Annotated in this window: 8 protein-coding genes; 3 read left to right on the top strand and 5 right to left on the bottom strand. The window is 73.0% G+C overall.

The window, feature by feature from the left end; translation table 11 throughout:
- From ACFVYI_RS39900 to ACFVYI_RS39880, 5 genes are all read right to left on the bottom strand, one after another.
- Positions 1-13301: amino acid adenylation domain-containing protein (locus tag ACFVYI_RS39900; protein WP_387894678.1), on the bottom strand; the 13301-nt coding region annotated here is incomplete at its 3' end.
- Between the two features lie 93 nt (positions 13302-13394).
- Entirely contained in the window at positions 13395-13616 is a 222-nt protein-coding gene (locus ACFVYI_RS39895) for an MbtH family protein (protein WP_387894673.1), read from the bottom strand.
- Positions 13617-13786: 170 nt separating this feature from the next.
- A complete protein-coding gene (locus tag ACFVYI_RS39890; protein ID WP_387894677.1) occupies positions 13787-16345 on the bottom strand; it encodes an FtsX-like permease family protein in 2559 nt (852 codons plus the stop codon).
- On the bottom strand, positions 16339-17082 hold the full coding sequence (locus ACFVYI_RS39885) for an ABC transporter ATP-binding protein (RefSeq protein WP_387894676.1): 744 nt from the start codon (positions 17080-17082) through the stop codon (positions 16339-16341). Before ACFVYI_RS39885 ends, ACFVYI_RS39890 begins: the two co-directional genes overlap by 7 nt.
- Positions 17083-17322: 240 nt before the next feature.
- Complete coding sequence (locus ACFVYI_RS39880; protein ID WP_387894674.1) at positions 17323-18339, bottom strand: LuxR C-terminal-related transcriptional regulator; 1017 nt, start codon at positions 18337-18339, stop codon at positions 17323-17325.
- 584 nt (positions 18340-18923) lie between these two features.
- On the opposite strand from ACFVYI_RS39880, the gene ACFVYI_RS39875 reads away from it, so the two are divergent.
- From ACFVYI_RS39875 to ACFVYI_RS39865, 3 genes are all read left to right on the top strand, one after another.
- Positions 18924-19145 carry an MbtH family protein gene (locus tag ACFVYI_RS39875; protein ID WP_387894673.1) on the top strand — a complete coding sequence of 74 codons (222 nt, stop codon included), beginning with the start codon at positions 18924-18926 and terminating at the stop codon, positions 19143-19145.
- Positions 19146-19243: 98 nt separating this feature from the next.
- Positions 19244-23911 carry an amino acid adenylation domain-containing protein gene (locus ACFVYI_RS39870; protein WP_387894671.1) on the top strand — a complete coding sequence of 1556 codons (4668 nt, stop codon included), beginning with the start codon at positions 19244-19246 and terminating at the stop codon, positions 23909-23911.
- Between the two features lie 2 nt (positions 23912-23913).
- A partial coding sequence (locus tag ACFVYI_RS39865; protein WP_387894670.1) for a condensation domain-containing protein occupies positions 23914-25542 on the top strand: 1629 nt, incomplete at its 3' end.

The following is a 25542-nucleotide window of genomic DNA, read 5'->3' as shown; positions in this document are numbered from 1 at the left end:
TCGAGGTTGTCGGGGAGGAGGGTGACGGGCTGGCCGGTGATGAGGGGGGTGAAGAGGTTGGGGATGCCGAGGTCGAACGCGATGGAGGAGAACAGGGGTGCGCCGCCGGTGCCTGCGCTGGCGTAGATGTCGGCGGTGTGGTGGAGGTAGTTGGCCAGGCCGTGGTGGTGGACGAGGACGCCCTTGGGGCGGCCGGTGGAGCCGGAGGTGTAGATGGCGTAGGCGAGGTTCTGCCGGTCGAGGGTGCGTTCGGGCGTGGTGGTGGGGTGGCGGTCGATGCGGCGGCGGTCGCGTTCCAGGACGACGAGGGTGGCGTCGAAGACCGGGGTGAGGGAGGCGGTCAGTGCGCCGGAGGTCACCACGATCGGGGTGGCGGTGTCGGCGAGGACGTAGGCGAGGCGGTCGGCGGGCCAGGACGGGTCGAGTGGGAGGTAGGCGGCGCCGGCCTTCCACACGCCGAGCAGCGTCGGCACGAGGTCCGCGCCGCGCTCCAGGCAGACGCCGACGAGGACGTCGGGGCCCGCGCCGAGGCCGGTCAGGTGGTGGGCGATGCGGTTGGCGCGTTCGTCGATCTCGCGGTAGGTGAGGTGGACGCCGTCGACGATGACGGCGGTGGCGTCCGGGGTGGTCTGGGCTTGCGCCTCGACCAGGTCGAGGGTGGTGGCGGTCGGCCACTGCACGGAGTCACCCGCGGCCCAGGTCGCGAGCTGGGCGCGCTCCGTCTCGGGCAGGTGGGAGAGGGTCGCGTCACCGTTCGGGTCGGCGGCCATCGACTCCAACACCAGCCGGTAACGCTCGGCCAGGGAGTTCAGATTCGCCCGGTCGACGGCCGTACTGGTACCGGCCAGCGTCAGGTGGTCGCGCCGGGCCAGCACGTTGAGGGCGAACTCGTTGGCGCCGTCGCCCATCGACCCGTCGACGTCGACGGAGTTCTCGTCGACGACGTGGAAGTCCAGGTACTCGAAGAGGATCGAGACCAGGTCGCCGGAGCTGCCGGCGGCGCGCTGGACGGCGGGCAGCGGGTAGCGGCGGTGCGACCAGATCGCCGTCTCGGTCGCGTACGTCTGCTCGACCAGCTCACGCCAGGTCGCGGCGCCCCGACTGGCCGGGAACGGCAGGGTGTTGAGGTGCATGCCGAGCACCCGGTCGGCACCCGGCGACTCCAGACGGCCGTGGTAGACCACGCCGGTGTGGAAGGCGGTCTCCGAGGTGAGGCTGCCCATCACCTTGAGGTGCGCGGCGAGCAGCACGCTCTTCAGTGACGTCTTCGCCTGGGTGGCGAGACGTCGCAGGCCGTCCTCCAGATCGCCGTAGTGGACGATCCGACCGACGGGCGTGCCCGGGGTCACCGGGTCGGCCCAGCTGCCGGGGAGGGCGAGCGGGCTGTGGGCGTCGACGACCTGCTGCCAGAAGGCCTGGTCGGCCGGGTCGGAGAGGGAGGCCTGCTCGGCGGCAATGTAGTCGGCGTAACGGACGGACGGCACCTCGTGCTCCGTCGGCTCCCGGCCGTCGCGCAGCGCCTGGTAGGCCTCCAGGAGCTCCATCAGCAGCGAGTTGAGCGTCCAGCCGTCGGTCACGGTGTGGCTGTGGCTGGTGGTCACCCGCCAGGCCTGGTCGGACTCGATGTGCACGGCGATCCGCAGCAGCGGGGCGACGGCCAGGTCGAAGCCCGCCGCTCGCTCCTGCCCGACGTAGGCGGTCGTGCGCTCCGCCACCTCGGCCTCGGTCAGGCCACGCAGGTCGTGCACGGTGAGCGGGACCTCGACGGTGGCGTGCACCAACTGCAGCGGCTGGGAGAAGTCGGCGAGGTGCAGCGAGGTGCGCAGGATCTCGTGCCGGGCGGTGACCAGGTCGAGCGCGCCGCGCAGCGCGACGGCGTCGAAGGGTGCGGTGTCCGGGATACGGAAGGAGTTCAGGTTGTGGTAGAGCCCGCGGTCCCCCGAGCCCAGCAGCTCGACGAGCATGCCGGTCTGGATCTGGGAGAGCGGGTAGGCGTCGACGACGCCGCTGGGGAGGGCCGTGCGGTCCTCGTCGCCGATGAGGGCGAAGGGTTCGACGGCGGTGATCAGGGACGTGCCGGTGGTGTTGCCGGGCAGGGTGGTGGCCAGGGCGGCGATGGTGCGCTGCTGGAAGATGTCCGGGATGGTGATGTCGTAGCCGGCGGCGCGGAGTGCGCCGACGAGGCGGACGGCGCGGATGGAGTCGCCGCCGAGGTCGAAGAAGCTGTCCTCGACGCCGACCTGCGCCAGGCCCAGCACTTCGGCCCAGACGGCCGCGAGGCGCTCCTCGACGGGGGTGCGGGGGGCGGTGTAGCCGCCGGTGGTGAAGGCGTCCAGGTCCGGGGCGGGCAGGGCACGGTGGTCGACCTTGCCGCTGTTGCTCAGCGGGATCGCCTCGATCGCCACGTAGGCGGTCGGGACCATGTACTCCGGCAGGAGCTGTCCCAGTTCCCGGCGCACGGCGGCGACGTCCGGCGCGCTGCCGTCCTCGGTCACCAGGTAGGCGACGAGGGCCTCGTTGTGGACGGTGACGACGGCCTGGCGGACCTCCTCCAGCCCGCTCAGGACACTCTCGATCTCACCGAGTTCGATGCGGTAGCCACGGATCTTGACCTGGCTGTCGATCCGGCCCAGGCACTCCAGGGTGCCGTCGGGCAGGAACCGGGCCAGGTCACCGGTGGCGTACAGACGCGACCCGGCCGGACCGTACGGGTTCGGCAGGAACTTCTCCGCCGTCAGGTCCGCACGCCCGTGATAGCCCCGGGCCACACCGTGACCGTCGATGTACAGCTGACCGGTCACCCCCGGCGCGAGCAGCGCGAGGTGCTCGTCCAGCACGTAGACACCGGTGTTGGCCAGCGGAAGGCCGACGGTCACCGCGTCGACGGCCGACGGAACCTCCCAGTACGTCGACCAGATGGTCGTCTCCGTCGGACCGTAGACGTTGACGACCCGCCCGGTGGCGGCCGTGAGCCGGGCGGCGAGGTGCGCCGGCAGGGCCTCGCCACCGGTCAGGGCCGTCACCGCGCCGTTCTCGAAGCCGGCCTCCAGCAGCAGCCGCCACGCCGACGGCGTGGCCTGCACATGGGTGACCCGATGGGCCCCGATCAGCGCGATCAGCGCCGCCGGATCCTTCACCTCGTGGTCCTGGGCCAGCACCACACGACCACCGGTGATCAACGGCAGATGCAGCTCCAGACCCGAGATGTCGAACGACACCGAGGTCGAGGCCAGCCACACCGTACGCCCCCGCGCACCCAGGTCATCACGCACCGACGCCAACAGGTTGTGCAACGCACCGTGCCCGATCATCACGCCCTTCGGACGCCCGGTCGAACCACTCGTGTACAACACATACGCCAACCGATCCGCATCGACGACGACGGGCCCGGCCACCGCCGCCACCTCGTCCAGCGCCACCGTGTCCAGATCGATCCGGACACCCGCGAACCCCACCGACAGACCGCTCACGGCGACCAGCACCGCCGCACCCGAATCCGCCAGCATGTAATCGATCCGCTCACCCGGCAACGCCGGATCGATCGGCAGATACGCCGCACCCGCCAACCACACACCGTGCAACAACGGCACCAGATCGACCCCACGCGGCAGACACACACCCACCACGCTCTCCGGACCCACCCCCGCCGCCCGCAACAGACCCGCGAACCGAGCAGCCCGCTCCGCCACCTGCCCATACGTCAGCTCGACATCACCGACCACCACCGCGACCGCGGCGGGAGTGGCCGCCGCCTGGGCCGCGAACGCCTCCGGAGTGCTGGCGGTGTCCCACAGGACCTCACGGGTCGGCGCCGACAGCACCGCCACCTCCCCGGCGGACAGGTGGACCGCACGCGCGTCACCCTCCGGATCCGCGGCCATCGACTCCAGCACCGACCGGTACAACCCACCCAACCGCTCCAGGCTCGCCTGGCTGAGCACCCCGGCCGAGACGTGGAAGTTCACGCTGCCGCGGGTCGGGATGACGTTGAGCGCGAACTCGTTGATCCCGTCGCTGACGCCGCCGTCCACGTCGACCGCTTCGGTGTCGACCTGGTGGAAGTCGAGGAACTCGAACAGCACGGTGAGCAGGTCACGGGCGTTCCCGGCGGCGCGCTGGATGGCGGGCAGCGGGTAGCGGCGGTGCGACCAGATGGCCGTCTCCGTCGCGTACGTCTGCTCGACCAGCTCACGCCAGGTCGCGGCACCCCGAGTGGCCGGGAACGGCAGGGTGTTGAGGTGCATACCGAGCACCCGGTCCGCGCCCGGCGCCTCCAGACGGCCGTGGTAGACCACGCCGGTGTGGAAGGCGCGGGCGTCCGTCAGGCCGCCCAGCACCTTGAGGTGCGCGGCCAGCAGCACGCTCTTGAGCGAGGTCTTCGCCCGGGCGGCCAGCTCGCGCAGCCCCTCCTCCAGGTCGGCGAACGGCACCTGGAGGTGCCGGCGGGTCGCCTCGCCCGCCTCCGCGGCCCAGCCGGCCGGGAGTGCCAGGGGCGTGTGCTCCTCGACGACCTGCTGCCAGAAGGACTGGGTCTGCGGGTCGGCGAGAGCGGTCCGCTCGGCGGCGATGAAGTCCGCGTACCGCACCGCCGGCTGCTCGTAGGCGTCCGGCGCGCCCGCGTCACGCAGCGCGCGGTAGCAGTCGAGCACCTCCATCAGCAGCGAGTTGTAGCTCCAGCCCTCCGAAATGGCGTGGTTGTACGTGAAGTTGAGCCGCCAGGAGTCCTCGGACTCGACGAGGGCCGAGACCCGCAGCAGCGGCGCGACGGTGAGGTCGAAGGTCCGGGACTGCTCCCGCTGCAGGAACTCGCCCTTGAGTCGGGCCCGTTCGGCCTGGTCGAGGCCGCGAAGGTCCTCCAGGACCACCCGGTAGTCGGCGGTGGCGTGCACGATCTGCAGTGGCTCGCCGAAGCCCTCCAGGTGCATGGAGGTGCGCAGGATGTCGTGCCGGGCCGCCACGGTGTCCACGGCGCCCTGCAGCGCCTCCAGCGAGAAGGGCTGCTCGTCCCGGATCAGGAAGGAGTTGACGTTGTGGTACAGGCTGCGTCCGGTGGCGGAGGCGGTGGCGAGCAGCTCGACGAGCATGCCGGTCTGCACCTGGGAGAGCGGGTAGGCGTCCACGGCGTCGGCGGGCAGCTGCGCCCGGTCGCCGTCGCCGATCAGCGCGAACGGCTCGACGGCGGTGATCAGCGACGCGCCGCCGGCACCGACCGTGGCGGCCAGCGCGGCGATGGTGCGGTGCTCGAAGACCGCGGGGACGGTGATGTCGAAGCCCGCCGCGCGCAGCGCGCCGACCAGACGGACGACCCGCATCGAGTCGCCGCCGAGGTCGAAGAAGCTGCTCTGCACACCCACCTTCGGCAGGCCGAGGACGTCGGCCCAGATGGCGGCGATCCGCTCCTCGGCGGGGGTGCGCGGCCCGACGTACTCCGAGGCACCGAAGGCCTCGGCGTCGGGGGCGGGCAGGGCGCGCACGTCGACCTTGCTGCTGCTGGTCAGCGGGATCCGGTCGAGCAGGACGTACCCGGCCGGGACCATGTACTCCGGCAGGCTCTCCCCGAGCCGGGCGCGCAGCCCGGTCAGGTCGAGCGGCCTGCCGGCCACCAGGTAGGCGATCAGCCGCTTGACCCCCGGGGCCGGCTCGTGGACGGTCACCACGGCGTCGCGGATGTCCGGGTGGGCGGTCAGCGCGGACTCGATCTCGCCGAGCTCGACGCGGTGGCCGCGGATCTTGACCTGGCTGTCGATCCGGCCGAGGGAGTCCAGGCTGCCGTCGGGCAGGCGGCGGGCGAGGTCGCCGGTCGCGTAGAGGCGGGAGCCGGGCGGGCCGAACGGGTCGGGGACGAAGCGCTCGGCGGTCAGCTCGGGGCGGTCGAGGTAGCCGCGGGCCACGCCGGGGCCGCCGACGTGGATCTCGCCGGGGACGCCGGTGGGCACCAGGCGGCCGGCCGCGTCCAGCAGGTGCATGGTGAGGTCGCCGACCGGGCGACCGATGACGCTGCGGCGCGGGTCGGCGAGGTCCTCGGCGCCGACCCGGTGGTAGGCGCAGTGCATGGTGGTCTCGGTCGGGCCGTACAGGTTGACCGGCTCGGGGTTCTCCAGCCCCATCCGGGCGACCCAGGGCTGGAGTTCGGCGGCCTCCAGCCGCTCACCGCCGAACGCGACCAGGCGCAGGGCCAGCCGGTCGATCCGCGGGTCGCCGTCCTTGGCGGCCGCCGCGAGCGCGGAGAACGCGGACGGCGTCTGCAGCAGGACGGTGACCTGCTGCTCGACCATGAGGTCCAGGAAGTCGTGCGGCGAGCGGGCGACCACCGACGGGACGACGACGAGCCGGCCGCCGTGCAGCAGGGCGGCCCACATCTCCCAGACGGAGACGTCGAAGCTGTAGGCGTGCGACTGGGTGACCACGTCGCCCGGCCGGAAGCCGAACTGCTCGCGGGTGGTGGCGAAGTGGCGCGCGACGTTGGCGTGGGTGAGGCTGACGCCCTTGGGCTGGCCGGTGGAGCCCGAGGTGTAGATGACGTAGATCAGGTTGTCCGGACGCACGTCGGTGACCGGGGCGGTGGCCGGGCGGGTGGCGATCTTGTCGTGGTCGGTGTCGATGAGGACCTTGGTGCCGGTGAACTCCAGCTCGTCCAGGGCGGAGTGGGTCACCAGGATCGGCGCCTTGGCGTCGGCGAGCATGTAGGCCAGGCGGTCAGCCGGGTTGGCCGGGTCCAGGGGCAGGTAGGCGGCGCCGGACTTCAGGATGCCGAGCAGGGCGGGGATGAGGTCGGGGCCGCGTTCCAGGGAGAGGCCGATGATCCGCTCGGGGCCTGCGCCGAGGGAGATGAGGTGGTGGGCGATGCGGTTGGCGCGCTCGTCCAGCTCCGCGTAGGTCAGGCTGGACTCGCCGCTGGTGAGGGCGATGGCGTCCGGGGTGCGGGCGGCCTGGGCGGCGAACAGCTCGTGGACACACTCCTCCACCGGCTGCTCGACGGTCGTGTTCCAGGTGTCGAGCAGCAGCTCACGCTCGGCGGCGGGCAGGTAGGAGGCGGCCGCGTCGCCGTCGGCGTCGGCGGCCATCGCCTCCAGCACCAGCCGGTACATCGCGCCCAGCCGCTCCAGGTTCTCCGCGGTGAAGAACTCCGTCGAGCCGCTCAGGTTGAAGTACCCGTTCGAGGGGATCGCGTTGAGCGCGAACTCGGTGGTGCCGTCGTTGATCCCGCCGTCCACGTCGACGGTGTCGGTGTCGACCTGGTGGAAGTCGTGGTGGTCGAAGAGCACGGTGATCAGGTCGCGGGTGTTGTCGGCGGCGCGCTGGATGGCGGGCAGCGGGTAGCGGCGGTGGGACCAGATGGCGCTCTCGGTCGCGTAGGTCCGCTCGACCAGCTCGCGCCAGGTCGCGGCGCCCCGGGTGGCGGGGAAGGGCAGGGTGTTGAGGTGCATCCCGAGCACCCGGTCGGCGCCGGGCGCCTCCAGGCGGCCGTGGTAGACGACGCCGGTGTGGAAGGCGGTCTCCGAGGTGAGGCTGCCCATCACCTTGAGGTGCGCGGCCAGCAGCACGCTCTTGAGCGAGGTCCTCGCCTCTGCGGCCAGCGCCCGCAGGCCGTCCTCCAGGTCCGCGAACGACACCTGGTGGCTCACCTGCCCACCCCGCTCGCCGCCCCACCCGGCCGGCAGCGCGAGCGGGCTGTGGGCGTCGACGACCTGCTGCCAGAAGGCCTGGTCGGCCGGGTCGGAGAGGGAGGCCTGCTCGGCGGCGATGTAGTCGGCGTAGCGGACCGCCGGCACCTCGTGCTCGGCCGGCTCCCGGCCGTCGCGCAGCGCCTGGTAGACGCCCAGGAGCTCCATCAGCAGCGAGTTGAGCGTCCAGCCGTCCGTCACGGTGTGGCTGTGGCTGGTGGTCAGGCGCCAGGCCTGGTCGGACTCCAGGTGCACGGCGAAGCGCAGCAGCGGGGCGGCCGTCAGGTCGAAGCCGGCCGCGCGCTCCTCCCGCACGTACGTGTCCGCCCGGTCCTGTGCCTGCTCGGCGGTGAGCCCGCGCAGGTCGTGCACGGCGAGCGGGAACCCGACGGCGGCGTGGACCAGCTGGAGCGGCCGGGAGAAGTCCGCGAGGTGCAGCGAGGTGCGCAGGATCTCGTGCCGGGCGGCGACCAGGTCGAGCGCGCCGCGCAGCGCGACGGCGTCGAAGGGCACGGCGTCGGGGATCCGGAAGGAGTTCAGGTTGTGGTAGAGCCCGCGGTCGCCCGAGGTCATCAGCTCGACCAGCATGCCGGTCTGGATCTGCGAGAGCGGGTAGGCGTCGACGACGCCGGCGGGCAGGGCCGCGCGGTCCTCCTCCGCGATCAGCGCGAACGGCTCGACGGCGGTGATCAGCGACGCGCCGCCGTCGCCGACGGTGGCGGCCAGGGCGGCGACGGTGCGGTGGTCGAAGACGTCGCGGATGCTCACGTCGTAGCCTGCCGCGCGCAGGGCGCCGACCAGGCGGACGGCGCGGATGGAGTCGCCGCCGAGCTCGAAGAAGCTGTCCTCGACGCCCACCGCGGACAGGCCGAGGACTTCGGCCCAGACGGCCGCGAGACGCTCCTCGACGGGGGTGCGGGGGGCGGTGTGGCCGCCGGTGGTGAAGGCGTCCAGGTCCGGCGCGGGCAGGGCGCGGCGGTCGAGCTTGCCGCTGTTGCTCAGCGGGAGGGCGTCCAGCGCGACGAACGCCGCCGGGACCATGTACTCGGGCAGCGTGACGGCCAGCGCCGCGCGCAGCGCGGCCGTGTCGGCGCCGGCCCCGGCGGTCTCGGTGACGACGTAGCCGACCAGGGACTTCTCCCCCGCCGCGTTCTCGCGCACGGTGACCACGGCCTGGCGCACCCCGGCGCAGGCGCCCAGCGCGGCCTCGATCTCGCCGAGCTCGACGCGGTAGCCGCGGATCTTGATCTGGCCGTCGATCCGGCCGAGGAAGTCGATGGCGCCGTCGGGCAGGCGCAGGACGAGGTCGCCGGTGCGGTAGAGGCGGGAGCCGGGAGCGCCGAAGGGATCGGGGACGAACCGCTCGGCGGTCAGCTCGGGGCGGTCGAGGTAGCCGCGGGCCAGGCCCGGGCCGCCGATGTGCATCTCGCCGGGCACGCCGACCGGCACCGGGTGGCCGGCGGTGTCCAGGAGGTGGATGCTCAGGTCACCCAGCGAGTGGCCGATGTTGCTGCGGTGGGAGGTGGCCACCTCGTCGGCGGTGATCACGTGGTGGGTCGCGTACACGGTGATCTCGGTGGGGCCGTACATGTTGACCAGGGCCGGGCGCTCGGTGCCCTTGTGGGCCGCCCAGGAGCGGAGTTCGGCCATGTCGAGGCGCTCGCCGGCGAAGATGACGGTGCGCAGGGCGAGTTCGTCCACCCGCGGGTCGTCCTGTTCGGCCAGGCCGGACAGCGCGCGGAAGGCGGACGGCGTCTGGCACAGCACGCTGACCCGCTCGCGGACCAGCAGGTCGATCAGGTCGTGCGGGGAGCGGCTCACGGTGGGCGGGACGACGACGAGGCGGGCGCCGTGCAGCAGGGCGCCCCACATCTCCCAGACGGAGACGTCGAAGGCGTAGGAGTGGAACAGCGCCCATACGTCGTCCGCCGAGAAGGCGAGCTGCTCGCGGGTGGTGGTGAACAGGCGCGCGACGTTGGCGTGGGTGAGGCTGACGCCCTTGGGCAGGCCGGTGGAGCCCGAGGTGTAGATGACGTAGATCAGGTTGTCCGGACGCACGTCCGTGACCGGCGCGGTGGCCGGGCGGGCGGCGATCTCGTCCTGGTCCGCGTCGATGAGGACCCGGGTGCCGGTGAACTCCAGCTCGTCCAGGGCGGAGTGGGTGACGAGCAGGTCGGCCTTGGCGTCGGCCAGCATGTAGGCCAGGCGGTCGGCCGGGTTGGAGGGGTCCAGCGGCAGGTAGGCCGCGCCGGACTTCAGGACGCCGAGCAGGGTCGGGACGAGGTCCGGACCGCGCTCCAGGCTGACGCCGACCACGGTGTCGGGACGGGCGCCGAGGGCGGCGAGGTGCTGGGCGATGCGGTTGGCGCGCCCGTCCAGTTCGGCGTAGCTGAGGTTGAGGTCGCCGCTGGTGAGGGCGATGGCGTCGGGGGTGCGGGCGGCCCGGGCGGCGAACAGCTCGTGGAGGCAGGCGTCCACGGGCAGTTCGGTGCTCCGCTGCCACTCGGCGAGCAGCCGGCGGTCGGTCTCGGGCAGCGGGACGGCGAGGGCGTCACCGTCCGGGTCGGCGGCCATCGACTCCAGGACCAGCCGGTAGAGGGCGGCCAGGCGCTCCAGGTTCGCGCTGCCGAGGGCGGCGGCGCCGGCGGCGAGGCCGAGCCGTCCGTTGCCGGCGATGGCCATCAGGGCGAACTCGTTGCCGCCGCCGTCCAGGCCGCCGTCGATGCCGAAACCGCCGCCGACCTTCCCGGTGTCGACCTGGTGGAAGTCCTGGTAGTCGAAGAGGGTCGACACCAGGCCGACACCGCCCGCGGCGCGCTGGACGGCGGGCAGCGGGTAGCGGCGGTGGGACCAGATCGCGGTCTCGGTGGCGTAGGTCCGCTCGACCAGCTCGCGCCAGGTGCGGGCTCCCCGACTGGCCGGGAAGGGCAGGGTGTTGAGGTGCATGCCGAGCACCCGGTCGGCGCCGGGGGCCTCCAGGCGGCCGTGGTAGACCACGCCGGTGTGGAAGGCCTCGTCCGGGGTGAGGGCGGACAGCACCTTGAGGTGCGCGGCCAGCAGCACGCTCTTGAGCGAGGTCTTCGCCCGGGCGGCGAGGACGCGCAGGCCGTCCTCCAGGTCGGCGTAGTCGACGGTCCGGCCGACCGAGGACCGCGCCGCCGGGTCCGCCCAGGTGCCGGGCAGGACCAGCGGGCTGTGCTCATCGACGACCTGCTGCCAGAAGGCCTGGTCGGCCGGGTCGGAGAGGGAGGCCTGCTCGGCGGCGATGTAGTCGGCGTAGCGGACGGCGGGAGCCTCGTGGGCGGCCGGTTCGCGGCCGTCGCACAGCGCCTGGTAGACGCCCAGGAGCTCCATCAGCAGCGAGTTGACGGACCAGCCGTCGGTCACGGTGTGGCTGTGGCTGAAGGTCAGGTGCCAGGCCCGGTCGGACTCGATGTGCGCGGCGATCCGCAGCAGCGGGGCGGCGGCCAGGTCGAAGCCCGCCGCACGCTCCTGCTGCACGTACCCCCGCGCCCGGTCCTGCGCCTGGTCGGCGGTGAGGCCGCGCAGGTCGACGGTGGTGAGCGGGATCCGCGCCGAGGCGTGCACGAGCTGCAGCGGCTGCGAGTACCCGGACAGCGCGATCGAGGTTCGCAGGATCTCGTGACGCTCCGTCAGGATGTCGACGGCGCGCCGGAGCTCGCCCTCCGCATAGCCGATGGTCTCGGCGACCCGGAAGGAGTTGAGGTTGTGGTAGAGCGTCGGGTCCTGGGCCGCCGCGAGCTCGACCAGCATGCCGGTCTGCGCCTGGGACAGCGGGTAGGCGTCGACCACGCCGGCCGGCAGGGCGGCCCGGTCCCGCTCCGCGATGAGGGCGAAGGGTTCGACGGCGGTGATCAGGGAGGTGCCGGTGGTGTTGCCGGGCAGGGTGGTGGCCAGGGCGGCGATGGTGCGCTGCTGGAAGATGTCGGGGATGGTGATGTCGTGGCCGGCGGCACGGAGGGCTCCGACGAGGCGGACGGCGCGGATGGAGTCGCCGCCGAGGTCGAAGAAGCTGTCCTCGACGCCGACCTGGGGCAGGCCCAGCACTTCGGCCCAGACTGCCGCGAGGCGTTCCTCGACGGGGGTGCGGGGGGCGGTGTAGCCGCCGGTGGTGAAGGCGTCCAGGTCGGGGGCGGGCAGGGCGCGGTGGTCGATCTTGCCGCTGTTGCTCAGCGGGATCGCCTCGATCGCCACGTAGGCGGTCGGGACCATGTACTCCGGCAGGAGCCGGGCGAGGTGGGTACGCAGTTCCGCGGTGTCCACGGGGCCGTCGGTGGGGACGACGTAGGCGACGAGGGCCTCGTTGTGGACGGTGACGACGGCCTGGCGGACCTCCTCCAGCCCGCTCAGGACGCTCTCGATCTCACCGAGTTCGATGCGGTAGCCACGGATCTTGACCTGGCTGTCGATCCGGCCCAGGCACTCCAGGGTGCCGTCGGGCAGGAACCGGGCCAGGTCACCGGTGGCGTACAGACGCGACCCGGCCGGACCGTACGGGTTCGGCAGGAACTTCTCCGCCGTCAGGTCCGCACGCCCGTGATAGCCCCGGGCCACACCGTGGCCGTCGATGTACAGCTGACCGGTCACCCCGGGGGGCAGTTGCCGCAGGCGCTCGTCCAGCACGTGCAGGCCGGTGTTGGCCAGCGGATGGCCGACGGCGATGGTCTCCGGCTCCTCGGGGACGTCCCAGTAGCTGGACCAGATGGTGGTCTCGGTCGGACCGTAGACGTTGACGACCCGCTGCGTGGTCTCGACCAGCCGGGCGGCGAGGTGCGCCGGGAGCGGCTCGCCGCCGGTCAGGGCGGTGACGGTCCAGTCGTCGAAGCCGGCCTCCAGCAGCAGCCGCCACGCCGACGGCGTGGCCTGCACATGGGTGACCCGATGAGCCCCGATCAGAGCGATCAGCGCCGCCGGATCCTTCACCTCGTGATCCTGGGCCAGCACCACACGACCACCGGTGATCAACGGCAGATGCAGCTCCAGACCCGAGATGTCGAACGACACCGACGTCGAGGCCAGCCACACCGTACGCCCCCGCGCACCCAGGTCATCACGCACCGACGCCAACAGGTTGTGCAACGCACCGTGCCCGACCATCACGCCCTTCGGACGCCCGGTCGAACCACTCGTGTACAACACATACGCCAACCGATCCGCGTCGACGACGACCGGCCCGGCCACCGCCGCCACCTCGTCCAGCACCACCGTGTCCAGATCGATCCGGACACCCGCGAACCCCACCGACAGACCGCTCACGGCGACCAGCACCGCCGCACCCGAATCCGCCAGCATGTAATCGATCCGCTCACCCGGCAACGCCGGATCGATCGGCAGATACGCCGCACCCGCCAACCACACACCGTGCAACAACGGCACCAGATCGACCCCACGCGGCAGACACACACCCACCACGCTCTCCGGACCCACCCCCGCCGCCCGCAACAGACCCGCGAACCGAGCAGCCCGCTCCGCCACCTGCCCATACGTCAGCTCGACATCACCCACCACCACCGCGACCGCGGCGGGAGTGGCCGCCGCCTGGGCTGCGAACAGCTCGCCGGTCAGCACGGGGTTGCTCGCATCGATCCGCGATCCTGACACTTCGACTTGCTCCACTTCGGGCGGGTAGCTGGCGGTGACATCACCGTCCGGGGCGGCCGGCGTCGCCCCCAGCGGGCGTGCGGCCTCCCCGGACGAGTCGGTGGTGGGTCAGTTGGCGGCGGCCTGGGCGGCCATGCGGTTGCGCAGGCTCAGCGGGCGCATGTCGGTCCACACCTCGCCGATGCGGGTGAGGCACTCCTGCTTGCTGCCGCCGGTGCCCTCGGCCCGCCAGCCGTCCGGCAGGGCGCGGTCCGCCCACCAGATCGAGTACTGCTCCTCGTCGTTGAGCACCACCAGGTAGCTCTGCTCGTCGACAATCTGCTCAGCCATGACGCTCCCCGAATTCACGGTGGGATGGGATTCCCGGCCAGTCTGGGCAGCCTCGCTATAACGGCCCTATACGCCGCCGCGGGCGGCAACGGCGGCAGCCCCGCCGGAAACCGAAAGTGCCGGGAACTCCGTTGGAGTTCCCGGCACTCGGGCCGCAGAGGCGGGGTGGGTCAGGCCGAACCGGCGGCCCCGCGCAGGATGCCCTGGCCGTCCCGGTCACGCAGGGCGAGCGCGGCCGGCAGCACGGCCGAGGTGAGCGCGATGGCCGCGCAGCAGGCGGCGAGCACGCCCATCGTGCCCCAGGGCACCATCGCGGGCGTCGGGCCCACCAGGTTGGTCAGGGCCGCCCAGGAGCCGCCGATGCTGATCGCCGTGCCGAGCAGCCCGAGGAACGTCCCGGCCGCCACGCACAGCAGGGTCTCGACGGCGACGGTGCGCAGCACCTGGGCCTTGGTCGCGCCGGCCAGGCGCAGCAGCGACAGCTCCTTCCTTCGGTCGGCGACGGTCATCACCAGCGAGTTGGCCAGCGCGATGGCCGCGTAGCAGATCGCCAGGCCGAGGATCATCAGCAGGGCGTTCCACGAGGCCTCCTCGTTGCTGTCGGTGGCCGCCGACCACGTCTCCTCCGAGGTGGCGAGCCGGGCGCCCAGCCCGTGCACGGCCGTCTGCAGGGCGTCGACGGCCTGCTGCCGGTCGGTGCCGGGCAGCACCCGCAGGTGGATCTGGCTCGCCAGGGCCTTGCCGCCGACCCCGCCGGTGACGGCGTTGCGCGCGGTCACCCAGGCCTGGGTGGTCTCGGCACCGGTGCCGAGGACGGCGGCGACCCGCAGGGTCCGGGGGGTGCCGTCGGCCAGCCAGACCGAGACCTGCTGTCCGGTCTGCGGCGAGCCGGGCCAGGTCCGGCTGAGCACGATCGAGTCGGGGCCGAGGTCGGTCAGCGAGCCCGAGACGACCGGGAGGCGGTCGACCTCGGCCAGCGCGGTGGCGTCCGCCGTCGCACCGGGGAAGGCCACCAGGGCCTGGCCGTCCTGGTCGGCCATCACCAGGGTCGGGGTGATCACCAGGCTCTGCACGCCGGGGACGGCCCGGACCCGGTCCACCACGGCCTGGCTCAGCCCGGGCGTGCCGGCGGGTGCGACGACGAAGTCGGCGGCGGCCAGCTGACCGCGGACCTCGGTGACCTTCGAGCGGTTGATGGTGTCGACGCTGCCGAGCAGGCAGCCGGCGAAGGCGATGACCAGCACCACCGGGGTGGTGGTGGCGGCGGTGCGCCGGAAGGCCGTCAGCGCGCTCTGCCGGGCGGTGGCCCAGACGATGCCGCCGCCGTCCTCGGCGGGGCGGCCGCGCAGCCGGGCCGAGAGACCGGGCAGCACCGTCAGCAGCCGGATCACCGGAGTGGCCAGCACGCCCGCCAGCAGGACGCAGCCGCCGACGATGGCCAGCAGCAGCCCGAGCGAGTCCGCGGCGCTGGCCGCGGCGTCGGGCCAGGTCCGGGCCACCACCACGAGCGCCGCGATGCCACCGCCGAGCACGAGCAGGCCGCTGATCCAGCGGACCGCCAGCGCGAACCGCGAGCGCCGCTCGACGTCGGCCTCCATCAGCGCCTCGCCGGGGCTGACCAGACCGGCCTTGAACGAGGAGAGCACCACGCCGGCCATCGCGGTCAGCAGTCCGATCAGGGCCGCGACGAGCAGCCCCCACCAGCTGATCGGGACGGTGAAGTCGGCCGGCACCATGTCGTGGTCGATCAGCCACCGGCCGGCCAGCGGCGCCCCGACCGCACCGAGCACGCAGCCCACGACGGAGGCCAGCAGGCCGACCAGCAGGGCCTCCCGGTTGACCAGGGTGCGCAGCTGCTTGCGGGTGGCGCCGATCAGGCGGAGCAGGGCGAGCTCGCGGCGGCGCTGGGCGATCGACAGCGCGAAGGTGCCCGCGACCACGAACACGGCGGTGCCGCCGGAGACCGCGGCGGAGAGGCCGAGCGGGGTCTGCACGTTGTCCAGCTGGCCGGCGACGTCGATGTGGTGCGGGTCCAGCTGGCTGCGCTCGGAGCCGGTCAGCACCCGGGCGGTGCTCGCGCCGCCGGCGCCGGCCACGGCCTGGCGCACCGCGTCGACGGGGCCGAAGGCGGCCAGCACGCCGACGGCGGGGCAGAAGCGGGCGGCCTGCGCGTCGGTGAAGAAGACGGCGTGCTCGAACGGCTCCGCCTCGGTGACGCCGGAGACGGTCGCGCTGTGCAGGCCGTCGGCGGTGACGAACTGGACGCGCCGGCCGACCTGGTCGGGGCTGCCGCCGCCGATGACGATCTGCTCGTCGGCGGTCGGCGCCGAGCCGGCGGCCAGCCGGTAGCCGCCGAGCTCCGCGCCGGACCAGGCGCGTCCGACCTGGTCGTGCGGGCCGTCCGCGAGCTGGGCGTAGAAGGTGCGGTCCTCGACCGTCCGGCCGGTGGCGGCCACCGCGGCGATCAGTTCGGCCGGCAGGCCCTGCTGCTTGGCCACCGGGGTCGGGGAGACGTCGCCGTCGTCCCGCCTGAAGTCCAGGGTGTGGAAGGCGGACACCAGGACCGGGGCCTGCGAGAAGCGCTGGCGGCCCTGGTCGGGGATGTCCGAGGTGGCGGCCATGACCAGGATCGAGGTCGCCATCAGGGCGACACCGCAGGCCAGCGCGACGAAGCTGCCGACGAACGAGGCCCAGCGCAGCTTGATGGTGGCGAGGGCGAGGCTCAGCATGCCACGGCCTCCAGCGCGGTCATCCGGGCGGCGACCTGCTCGGCGGTGGGCAGGTCCAGCGAGCCGGCCAGCCGGCCGTCGCGGAGGAAGACGACGCGGTCGGCGTAGGAGGCGGCGACCGGGTCGTGGGTGACCATGACCACGGCGCGGCTGGGCTCGTCGGCCATGGAGCGCAGCAGGGCCAGGACCTCGCGGCCGCTCTTGGTGTCCAGTGCGCCGGTCGGCTCGTCGGCCAGCAGCACGGCGGGGCGGGTGATCAGCGCGCGGGCGATGGCCACCCGCTGCTGCTGGCCGCCGGAGAGTTCGCCCGGCCGGTGTCCGGCCCGCTCGGCGAGGCCGACCACGGCCAGGGCGGCGGTCACCTCGGACGGCGCGGGGTGCCGGCCGGCCAGCTTGGCCGGGAGCGCCACGTTCTGTGCCGCGGTCAGGGCCGGCAGCAGATTGAAGGACTGGAAGACGAAGCCGATCTTCTCCCGGCGCAGCACGGTCAGCTCGTTGTCGCGCAGGCCGCCCAGGGCGGTGCCGTCGACCCGCACCTCCCCCTGGTCGATCGGCTCCAGACCGGCGGCGGACCGCAGCAGGGTCGACTTGCCGGAGCCGGAGGGGCCCATGACGGCGGTGAAGGTCCCGAAGGGGAAGCCGACACTCACGTCGTCCAGGCCGACGACCGGCTCGGGTCCGCGTCGGTAGGTCCGGCGGACCGATCGGAGTTCAACGGCAAAGTCCGTGGCGTTCATAGTCTCAGCCCATCAGTCGAGGTGGGTGCGGCTCAATGGCCTGGGATTCAGTCCCGGGGTGTGGCTGGCTACACCCCAGGTGACACGGGGCGGCCGGCCCGCCCGCGAGGACGGGGGTGCGGCAGGAGGGTTCCCCGGGAGCGGCACCGACGTCCGCGGCCCGGGAGCGGCACCGACGTCCCCGACCCCGCCGAGCGACGCCGGCCCCGACCCCGGTCCGGGGCCGGCCGCGGGCCGGTCTCAGGTGAGCAGGGCGGGATCGACCCAGCCGTGCTGGAGCGCCATCATCCCGGCCTGGAACTTCGTCTTGGCGCCCAGCTGGGCGGCCAGCTCGGCGGTGCCGCGCCGTACGGTGCGGACCGAGACGCCGAGCCTGCGGGCGATCATCTCGTCGGTGGCGCCCTTGGCCAGCAGGACCAGGATGGCCTGCGATCGCGGGGACAGTTCGGGCTGCTCCCGGCCGACCGGCGCCTCCGGCTCGGAGGTGACCGGCAGGGAGCTCTGCCAGACCCGTTCGAACAGTTCGCACAGCGCGCTGACCACGCCGTGGCCGCGCAGCACGAGGGCGCCCCTGCGGGTCTCCTCGGGGTCCACCGGAACAATAGCGGTGGACCGGTCATAGATCACCATGCGCGGCGGAAGCGTCGGCGCGACGCGCACCTGCGCCCCCTGCTCCGTCAGCCAGTGAGCATACGCAATGGTGTTGTTGTCGTTCTTGATGCTCTCCAGGTAGATCGAGCGCAGCCGGACCCCGCCCCGCAGCACCCGCAGGTCCAGCGGGCGACTGGCCTCGATGTTCGCCTCGGACATCACGCCCGAGGTGACGAAGCCCAGCACCTCCTCGGTGCAGCCGGTCGCCAGCGACTCGATCCGCAGCCGGATCGAGTCGATCCCCTCCAGCACCTCGACGTCCGCGCTCTTGCGGGAGGACTGGGTCAGGTTGGCGTACTCGGCGACCACCTCGACGAGGTCGCGGCGGCCCTGCTCGATCTCCAGCAGTCGCCGCTGGAGCTCGGCCTCCCGGCGGTCGAGCAGGTAGCGGAGCCCGACCTCCGGCTCCACCGGCTTCAGCACGCCCGGGTCCTGCCAGGACGGTCTCAGCAGCGCGAGGCGGGCGAGTTCGTCAAGGGACGACCGCACCCGGGCCTCGGTCCAGCCGAGCCGGCCGGCGATGTCGGCGGGTCCGCTCTGCGGATCCTTGAGCATTTCTTTGTAAACCGCACCGGCCTCGGCGCCGAGGCCCAGCTTCTCCAGCATTGCCGTGAATCCAATTGTCCAGTGAGGGCGATCTGATGGGCGATCTGATGGCTCGTCAAGAATCAATCGACATTGGACAGTCGGAAAGCGAAGAGGCTCGACACAGACGTGGTCGGATCGTCTGGAGCAGGTCTGACATGGTGAAACGTCCCCCGAAGAATCTCTGAACATCTTCACACCGGGGACTGAAATGCGGCTGCCCCCCGGCTGGGCCGAGCTACGGAAATGTCACTCCCTGCACGCCCCCGGTCGAGTTTCTGTCATCGATTGACTTGAAGTCAAGTAATGGACACCCAGGGTGGCGAAACGGCCTTTTTTGGCCACGGCAAAACGCCCAATACCAGCAATCGTGATTTCCACCACGTCCCGGACCGTCCCGGCCCGCCGCCGGCGCACCCCTCGTGACCTGCACCGGAAGGCACGGCGGCGGCCGGATCCGGCGGTATAGAGCGTCTATAGCGGGCCGCCACAGACTTCCCGGGCAGTCGGACGAGTGTGCGGGCAGCCGGCCCGCTCAGCAGCTCGGCCGTCCAGTGAATCCAGCCGCCCGTGGCGGCACCGGCCCCAACCGACCTGGGAGCGTCATGGCTGAGCAGATTGTCGACGAGCAGAGCTACCTGGTGGTGCTCAACGACGAGGAGCAGTACTCGATCTGGTGGGCGGACCGCGCCCTGCCGGACGGCTGGCGGGCCGAGGGCACCGGCGGCAGCAAGCAGGAGTGCCTCACCCGCATCGGCGAGGTGTGGACCGACATGCGCCCGCTGAGCCTGCGCAACCGCATGGCCGCCCAGGCCGCCGCCAACTGAACGACCCCGCTCTCCCGCGTCGGCCCCCACCGGCCGCCGCGGGAGAGCGCACGTCGTCGTTCCGCCCACCCCACCGTGACACCGAGCGAGGAGCTCTCGTGACCCCGCGGCCTTCCCTGCACGACCTGATTGCGAGCTCGACCCGCCGGGCTCCCGACGCCACCGCCGTGTCCGACCACCGGGACTCCGCCGACTACCGCCGGCTCGACGGGCACGCCGGCCGGCTGGCGCACTTCCTCGCCGAGGCGGGCATCTCGCCCGGCGGCGTCGTCGGCGTGCGCCTCTCCCCCGGGACGGCCTTCGCGCAGACCGTCGCCGGCGTCTGGCGCGCCGGTGCGGCCGTCCTGCCGCTGCCCGCCGACCTCCCGCTCGGCGACCTGCCCGCCCGGGTGGAACTCGTCCTCACCCTGGACGAGCACGCTCCCGAGCGGCACGGCGCCGCCCGGGTCGTCGACCTCACCGCGCTGGCGCAGGACCTCGCCGACCGTCCCGCCGACCACCCCGGCCGCCCCGCCGAACCGACCGACGCCGCCTGGCTCCGCCACGACCCGGCCACCGGCCGCACCCTGGTCCTCGACCAGGCCGCCGTGCTGCACCAGATCGACTGGCTGGTCGCGGAGTTCGGCCTGGAGCCGGGCGACCGGGTGCTCTGCGCCGGCGGCACCGACGCCTGGTTCGTCCCGCTGTTCGCCGCCCTGGCCGCCGGAGCCACCGCCGTACCCGTGACCGACCCCGCCGACCTCGCCGCCGTCGCCGCCGAACAGCGGGCCACCGTGCTGGTCGGCGCGCCCGCGCTGCTCGCCGCCGCCGACCTGCGGCCCGGCACGGCCCCCCGCCTGGTGCTCGCCGCCGGCGCGGAGCTGCCCGCCGACGCCGCGCGCGCCCTGACCGCCGCCGGCGCCGACGAGCTGTGCAGCGTCCACCTGCTCGACGGCGCCCTCGCGGTGACCGCCCACACCGTCGACCCGGACCGCACCGCCCCCACCACCCTGCTCGGCCGCCCGATCGACAGGATCCCGCTGCTCGTCCTGGACGAGTACGGCGACCTCGTCCCGCCGGGCGTCCCCGGCCTGCTGAACGCGGCGGGCCTCGGCGCCGGCGCCGGCTACCTCGACGACCCGGTCACCACCGCCGAGCGGCTGCGCCCCGCCGTCTACGGCACCGCCGGCAGCCGCATGCACGCCACCGGCGACCTGGTCCGCTGGCAGGGCGACGGCGTCCTGGAACTGCTCGGCGAGGCCGACCGCCCGCAGGCCACGCCCGCCGACGCCGCGCCCGGCCGCCCCGCCTACGTCGCCCCCGAGACCGCCGTCGAGCAGACCGTGGCCCGGATCTGGTCCGAGCTGCTGGAGGTGCCGCAGGTCGGACTGGAGGACAACTTCTTCCAGCTCGGCGGCTACTCGCTGATCATGACCGAGCTGGCCAAGCGCCTCCACGCGGCCACCGGCACTCCGATCGTGCTCGCCGACCTGTTCGGCGCGGTCACCGTCCGCGAGCAGGTCGCCCTGCTCGCGGACGCCGCGCCCGCGGCCGCCGGCATCACCCCGGTGCCGCGCGACCGGCCGCTGCCGCTCTCCTACGGCCAGCGCCGGATCTGGCTCCTCGACACCATGGAGCCCAGCCCGGAGTGGACCGCCCCGCTGTTCCTCCGGCTGCCCGGCGACGTCGAGGCCGACACCGTCCGCCTGGTGCTCGACACCCTCGCCGACCGCCACGAGGCGCTGCGCACCCGCTACACCGTCGTCGACGGCGAACCGCTCCAGGAGATCGGCGAAACCCTGCCGATCGAGCTGCAGTGCGCCGAGGGCAGCCGCGACCGGATCGTCGAGCTCTTCCGCGAGCAGTTCGAGACCGGCTTCGACCTCGCCTCCGGCCGCCTCTGGCGCGCCACGCTGGCCCGCGTCCCCGGTGACGGCGACGGGCAGCTGCTGCTCGTCACCATCCACCACATCGCCTGCGACGGCTGGTCGGCCGCGATCCTGGAGGAGGAGTTCCACCAGCTGTGCGCCGCCCTGCGGGCCGGCGTCACCCCGCAACTTCCCGCCGTCCCGGTGCAGTACGCCGACTACGCCGGCTGGCAGCAGGAGTGGCACTCCAAGGAGCGGCTGGCCGACGAGCTCGCCTACTGGCGCACCGCGCTCGACGGGCTCGTCCCGCTGGAGCTGCCCGCCGACCACCCGCGCCCGGCCAAGCGCGACCCGCACGGCGACGTCGTCACCTTCGACATCCCGCCGCGCCTGATGGCGGCGGTCACCGCCCTCGGCCAGCGCCGCGAGGCCACGCCGTTCATGACCCTGCTGACCGCCTTCGGCACCGTGCTCGCCCGGCTCAGCGGCCAGTGGGACGTGGTGATCGGCACCCCGGTCGCCGGCCGCACCCGGCCCGAGGTCGACCGCACCGTCGGCTTCTTCCTCAACTCGCTCGTGCTGCGCTGCCAGTTGGAGGAGGGTCTGACCTTCACCGAGGCCCTGGAGAAGGTCCGGGTCGTCTGCCGCGAGGCCTTCGCCCACCAGAACCTCTCCTTCGAGCACATCGTGGACGAGCTGCGCCCCGAGCGCGACCAGTCCCGCACCCCGCTCTACCAGGTCGCCTTCAACCTGCACGACGGCCAGCTGATCGGCGGCATGCCCGACCGCGCCGACATCGACTACCTCCACCCGGCCCGCCAGGTCGCCAAGACCGACCTCACCCTGTACGTCCGCAGCGAGGCCGACGGCACCTGGAGCGGCGCCTTCGAGTACACCGACGCGCTGTTCGAGCGGACCACCGTCGAGCGCCTGGCCGACCACTTCCTGCGCCTGCTGGAGTCCGTCACCACCGAGCCCACCGTCACCCTCGCGGCCGCCGAGATCACGGCCGAGCGGGACCGCGAGCAGCTCACCGGCTGGGGTACCGGCGAGCACGTCGACTGGCCGGCCGGCACCACCCTCGACCTGTTCGAGGAGCAGGCCCGGGCCACCCCCGACGCCATCGCCGTGATCGCCGGCGCGACCCGGCTGACCTACGCCGAGGTGGACGAGCGGGCCAACCGCATCGCCCACCACCTCATCTCCCTGGGCGCCGGCCCCGACACCGTCGTCGGCCTCTGCCTGGCGCGCGGGCCGGAGCTCGTCCCCGCCCTGCTCGGCATCTGGAAGGCCGACGCCGCCTACCTGCCGCTGGACCCGTCCCTGCCCGCCGAGCGGCTGCGCCACGTCCTCTCCGACTGCCGCTCGCCGTTGCTCGTCACCGCCTCCGACCAGGCGTCCGCCGCGGCGGGCTACCAGGGCACCCAGGTCCTGCTGGACTCCGACCGCGCCGCCATCGAGGCCCGCCCCGCCGAGCGGCCAGCCCGCTCCGGCGACCCGGAGCTGCTCGCCTACGCGATCTACACCTCCGGCTCCACCGGCCGCCCCAAGGGCGTCATGGTGCACCACCGCGGCCTGGCCAACCACCTGCGCTGGGCGGCCCGCGACCTGACCGGCACCGAGGGCGGCGCCCCGCTGTTCAGCTCCATCGCCTTCGACCTGCCGGCCACCAACCTCTACGTGCCGCTGATCACCGGCCGCGCGGTGCACGTCCTGCCCGCCGACCTGGATCTCGCCACCCTCGGCGAGACGCTGCTGGCCGGCGCGCCGTACGCCTTCGTCAAGCTCACCCCAGGGCACCTCGAACTCCTCACCGACCAGCTGACCGACGGCCAGATGTCCGCACTGGCCGGTCTGGTCCTGGTGGCCGGCGAGGAGTTGCCCGCCCGCCTCGCCAACCGCTGGCTCACGGCCCTCGGCACCGGCCGGCTGATCAACGAGTACGGACCGACCGAGGCCTCGATCGGCTCCACCGCGCACCCCGTCGACCGGCCGCAGGCCGCCGCCGCACCGCTGGGCGGCCCGCTGCCCAACACCACCGCCACGGTGCTGGACCAGTCCGGCCGGCCCGTCCCGGTCGGCGTCGCCGGCGAACTCCACGTCGGCGGCGAGGGCCTGGCCCGCGGCTACCACGGCCGCCCCGAGCTGACCGCCGAGAAGTTCGTCCCGAACCCCTACGGCCCGGCCGGCTCCCGGCTCTACCGCACCGGCGACCTGACGCGGGTGCTGGCCGACGGCAGCATCTCCTTCCTCGGCCGCATCGACACCCAGGTCAAGCTGCGCGGATACCGCATAGAACTCGGAGAGATCGAGTCCGTACTGTCGGAGCTGGCACCGGTCCGCGACGCCGTGGTCATCGTCCGCGAGGGCGCCACCGGTGAGAAGTCGCTGGTCGGCTACGTGGTCGCGGACGGCACCGAGCCCGTCGACCTCGACCTCGTCAGGGCCGGGATCGCCGAGCGCCTCCCCGACTACATGGTCCCGTCGGCCTTCGCGGTGATCGACCGGATCCCGCTCACCGCCAACGGGAAGGTCGACCGCCGGGCCCTGCCCGACATCGACGCCGGGGACGACGACTACCAGCCGCCCACCACCCCGACCGAGGAGCGGATCGCCCAGATCTGGGCCGAGCTGCTCGGACTGCCCCGGGTCGGCGTGCAGGACAGCTTCTTCACGCTCGGCGGCCACTCGATCCTGGCCATCCGCATGACCTCCCAGCTCCAGGACGAGTTCGACATCGACCTCTCCATCGGCACCGTCTTCGCCCAGCCCACCGTCGGCCGCCTGGCCGCGGCGATCGAGGACCAGATCAGGGCCGAGATCGAGCAGCTGAGCGACTCCGAGATCGCGGAGTCGGACCTCTTCGCCCCCAGCACCGCCACGGCCGGCGCCGCCGCCACGAACTCCAAGGAGAACTAGGAATGAACACCGGCGACATGAAGTCGACCAAGCAGGACGTGGCAGCGCAGCGCGAGGAGCTGCTGCGGCGCCGGCTGGCCGGCAAGCGGGGCGGTCGCCGGTCCCTGATCACCACGGTTGATCGGGACCAGCCGCTGCCCGTCACGTTCGGTCAGCAGCAGATGTGGTTCCTCAACCGCCTCGAGCCCGACAGCGCCGAGTACCTGGTACCGCTGGCGCTGCGGCTCGACGGGACGCTGGATCGCGCCGCCCTGCACGCGGCGTGGACGGAGATCGTCGCACGCCACGAGATCCTGCGGACCCGCTACGTCCTGGCCGGCGAAGAACCGGTCCAGATCGTCGACGCTCCCGCGGCCCCGCCGTTCCCCGTCGTGGACCTGGCGGACGTCCCCGCCCAGGACCGCGAGGCGCGGGCCCGGGAGCTCGCCGAGCAGGAGATCGTCACCCCGTTCGACCTGGAGCGGGACTGGCCGGTGCGCGCCCGGCTGCTCGCCCTCGCCGAGGGCCGGCACATCCTGGTCGTCACCTTCCACCACATCGCCTGCGACGCCTGGTCGATGGGCGTCTTCGCGGAGGAACTCGGTGCCCTGTACACCGCGTTCACCACCGGCTCGCCCTCCCCGCTGGCCCCGCTGCCGGTCCAGTTCGCCGACTTCGCCGCCTGGCAGCGCAAGGAGCTGAGCGGCGCCGCGCTCGACCGTCAGCTCGACTACTGGCGCGGCCGGCTGTCCGGCGTCCCGGTCGTCGACCTGCCCACCGACCGCCCCCGCCCCGCCCGCCGCGAGTCCGCCGGCGACGCCGTCACCTTCACGATCCCGGCCGGACTCGCCGAGCGGGCCCAGCAGGTGGCCGCCGAGAACGAGGTCACCCGGTTCGTCGTCCTGCTGACCGCCTTCCAGTCGCTGATCTCCCGCTACACCCGCACCACCGACGTCCCCGTCGGCGTCACCGTCTCCGGCCGCGGCCGCCCCGAGCTCCAGCGGCTGATCGGCTACGGAATCAACGTCGTGGTCAACCGCCTGGACTGGCAGGGCGACCCGACCTTCCGCGAGCTGCTCGCGACCGGCCGCCGCACCATGCTGGACGCCTACGAGCACCAGTCCGTGCCGTTCGCCCGCCTCGTCGACGAGCTGCAGCCGGAGCGCGACCTCTCGCGCACGCCGCTCTACCAGGTCGACTTCATCCTGCGCGAGAACCAGGCACCGGCCTTCGAGCTGCCCGGCCTGACCGTGCGCACCGAGTCCGCCGACCGGGTCGCCAAGGTCGACCTCACCCTGGACATCACCGACGGCGCGAGCGGGCCGCTGGAGGCCCGCCTCTGCTTCGCCACCGCCCTCTTCGACCGCAGCACGGTCGAGCGGATGGCCGCGCACTACCTGAACCTGCTGGCCGGCCTCACCGCGGCGCCGGACGCCCGGCTCTCCGGGATCGACTTCCTGCCCGCCGCCGAGCGTGAGCTGCTGCTCGACACCTGGAACACGACCGTCGAGCAGCCGGTGGAGGAGTGCGTCCACGAGCTGTTCGCCGCCCAGGCCACCCGCACCCCGGACGCCATCGCCCTCACCAGCGGCGAGTCCAACCTGACCTACGCGGAGCTGGACGAGCGCGCCAACCGCATCGCCCACCACCTC

Source organism: Kitasatospora sp. NPDC058218 (assembly GCF_042882445.1).
Classification (GTDB): Bacteria; Actinomycetota; Actinomycetes; order Streptomycetales; family Streptomycetaceae; genus Kitasatospora.
Note: the sequence above shows the minus strand (reverse complement) of the source record. Positions and strands in the feature narration are given on the sequence as shown.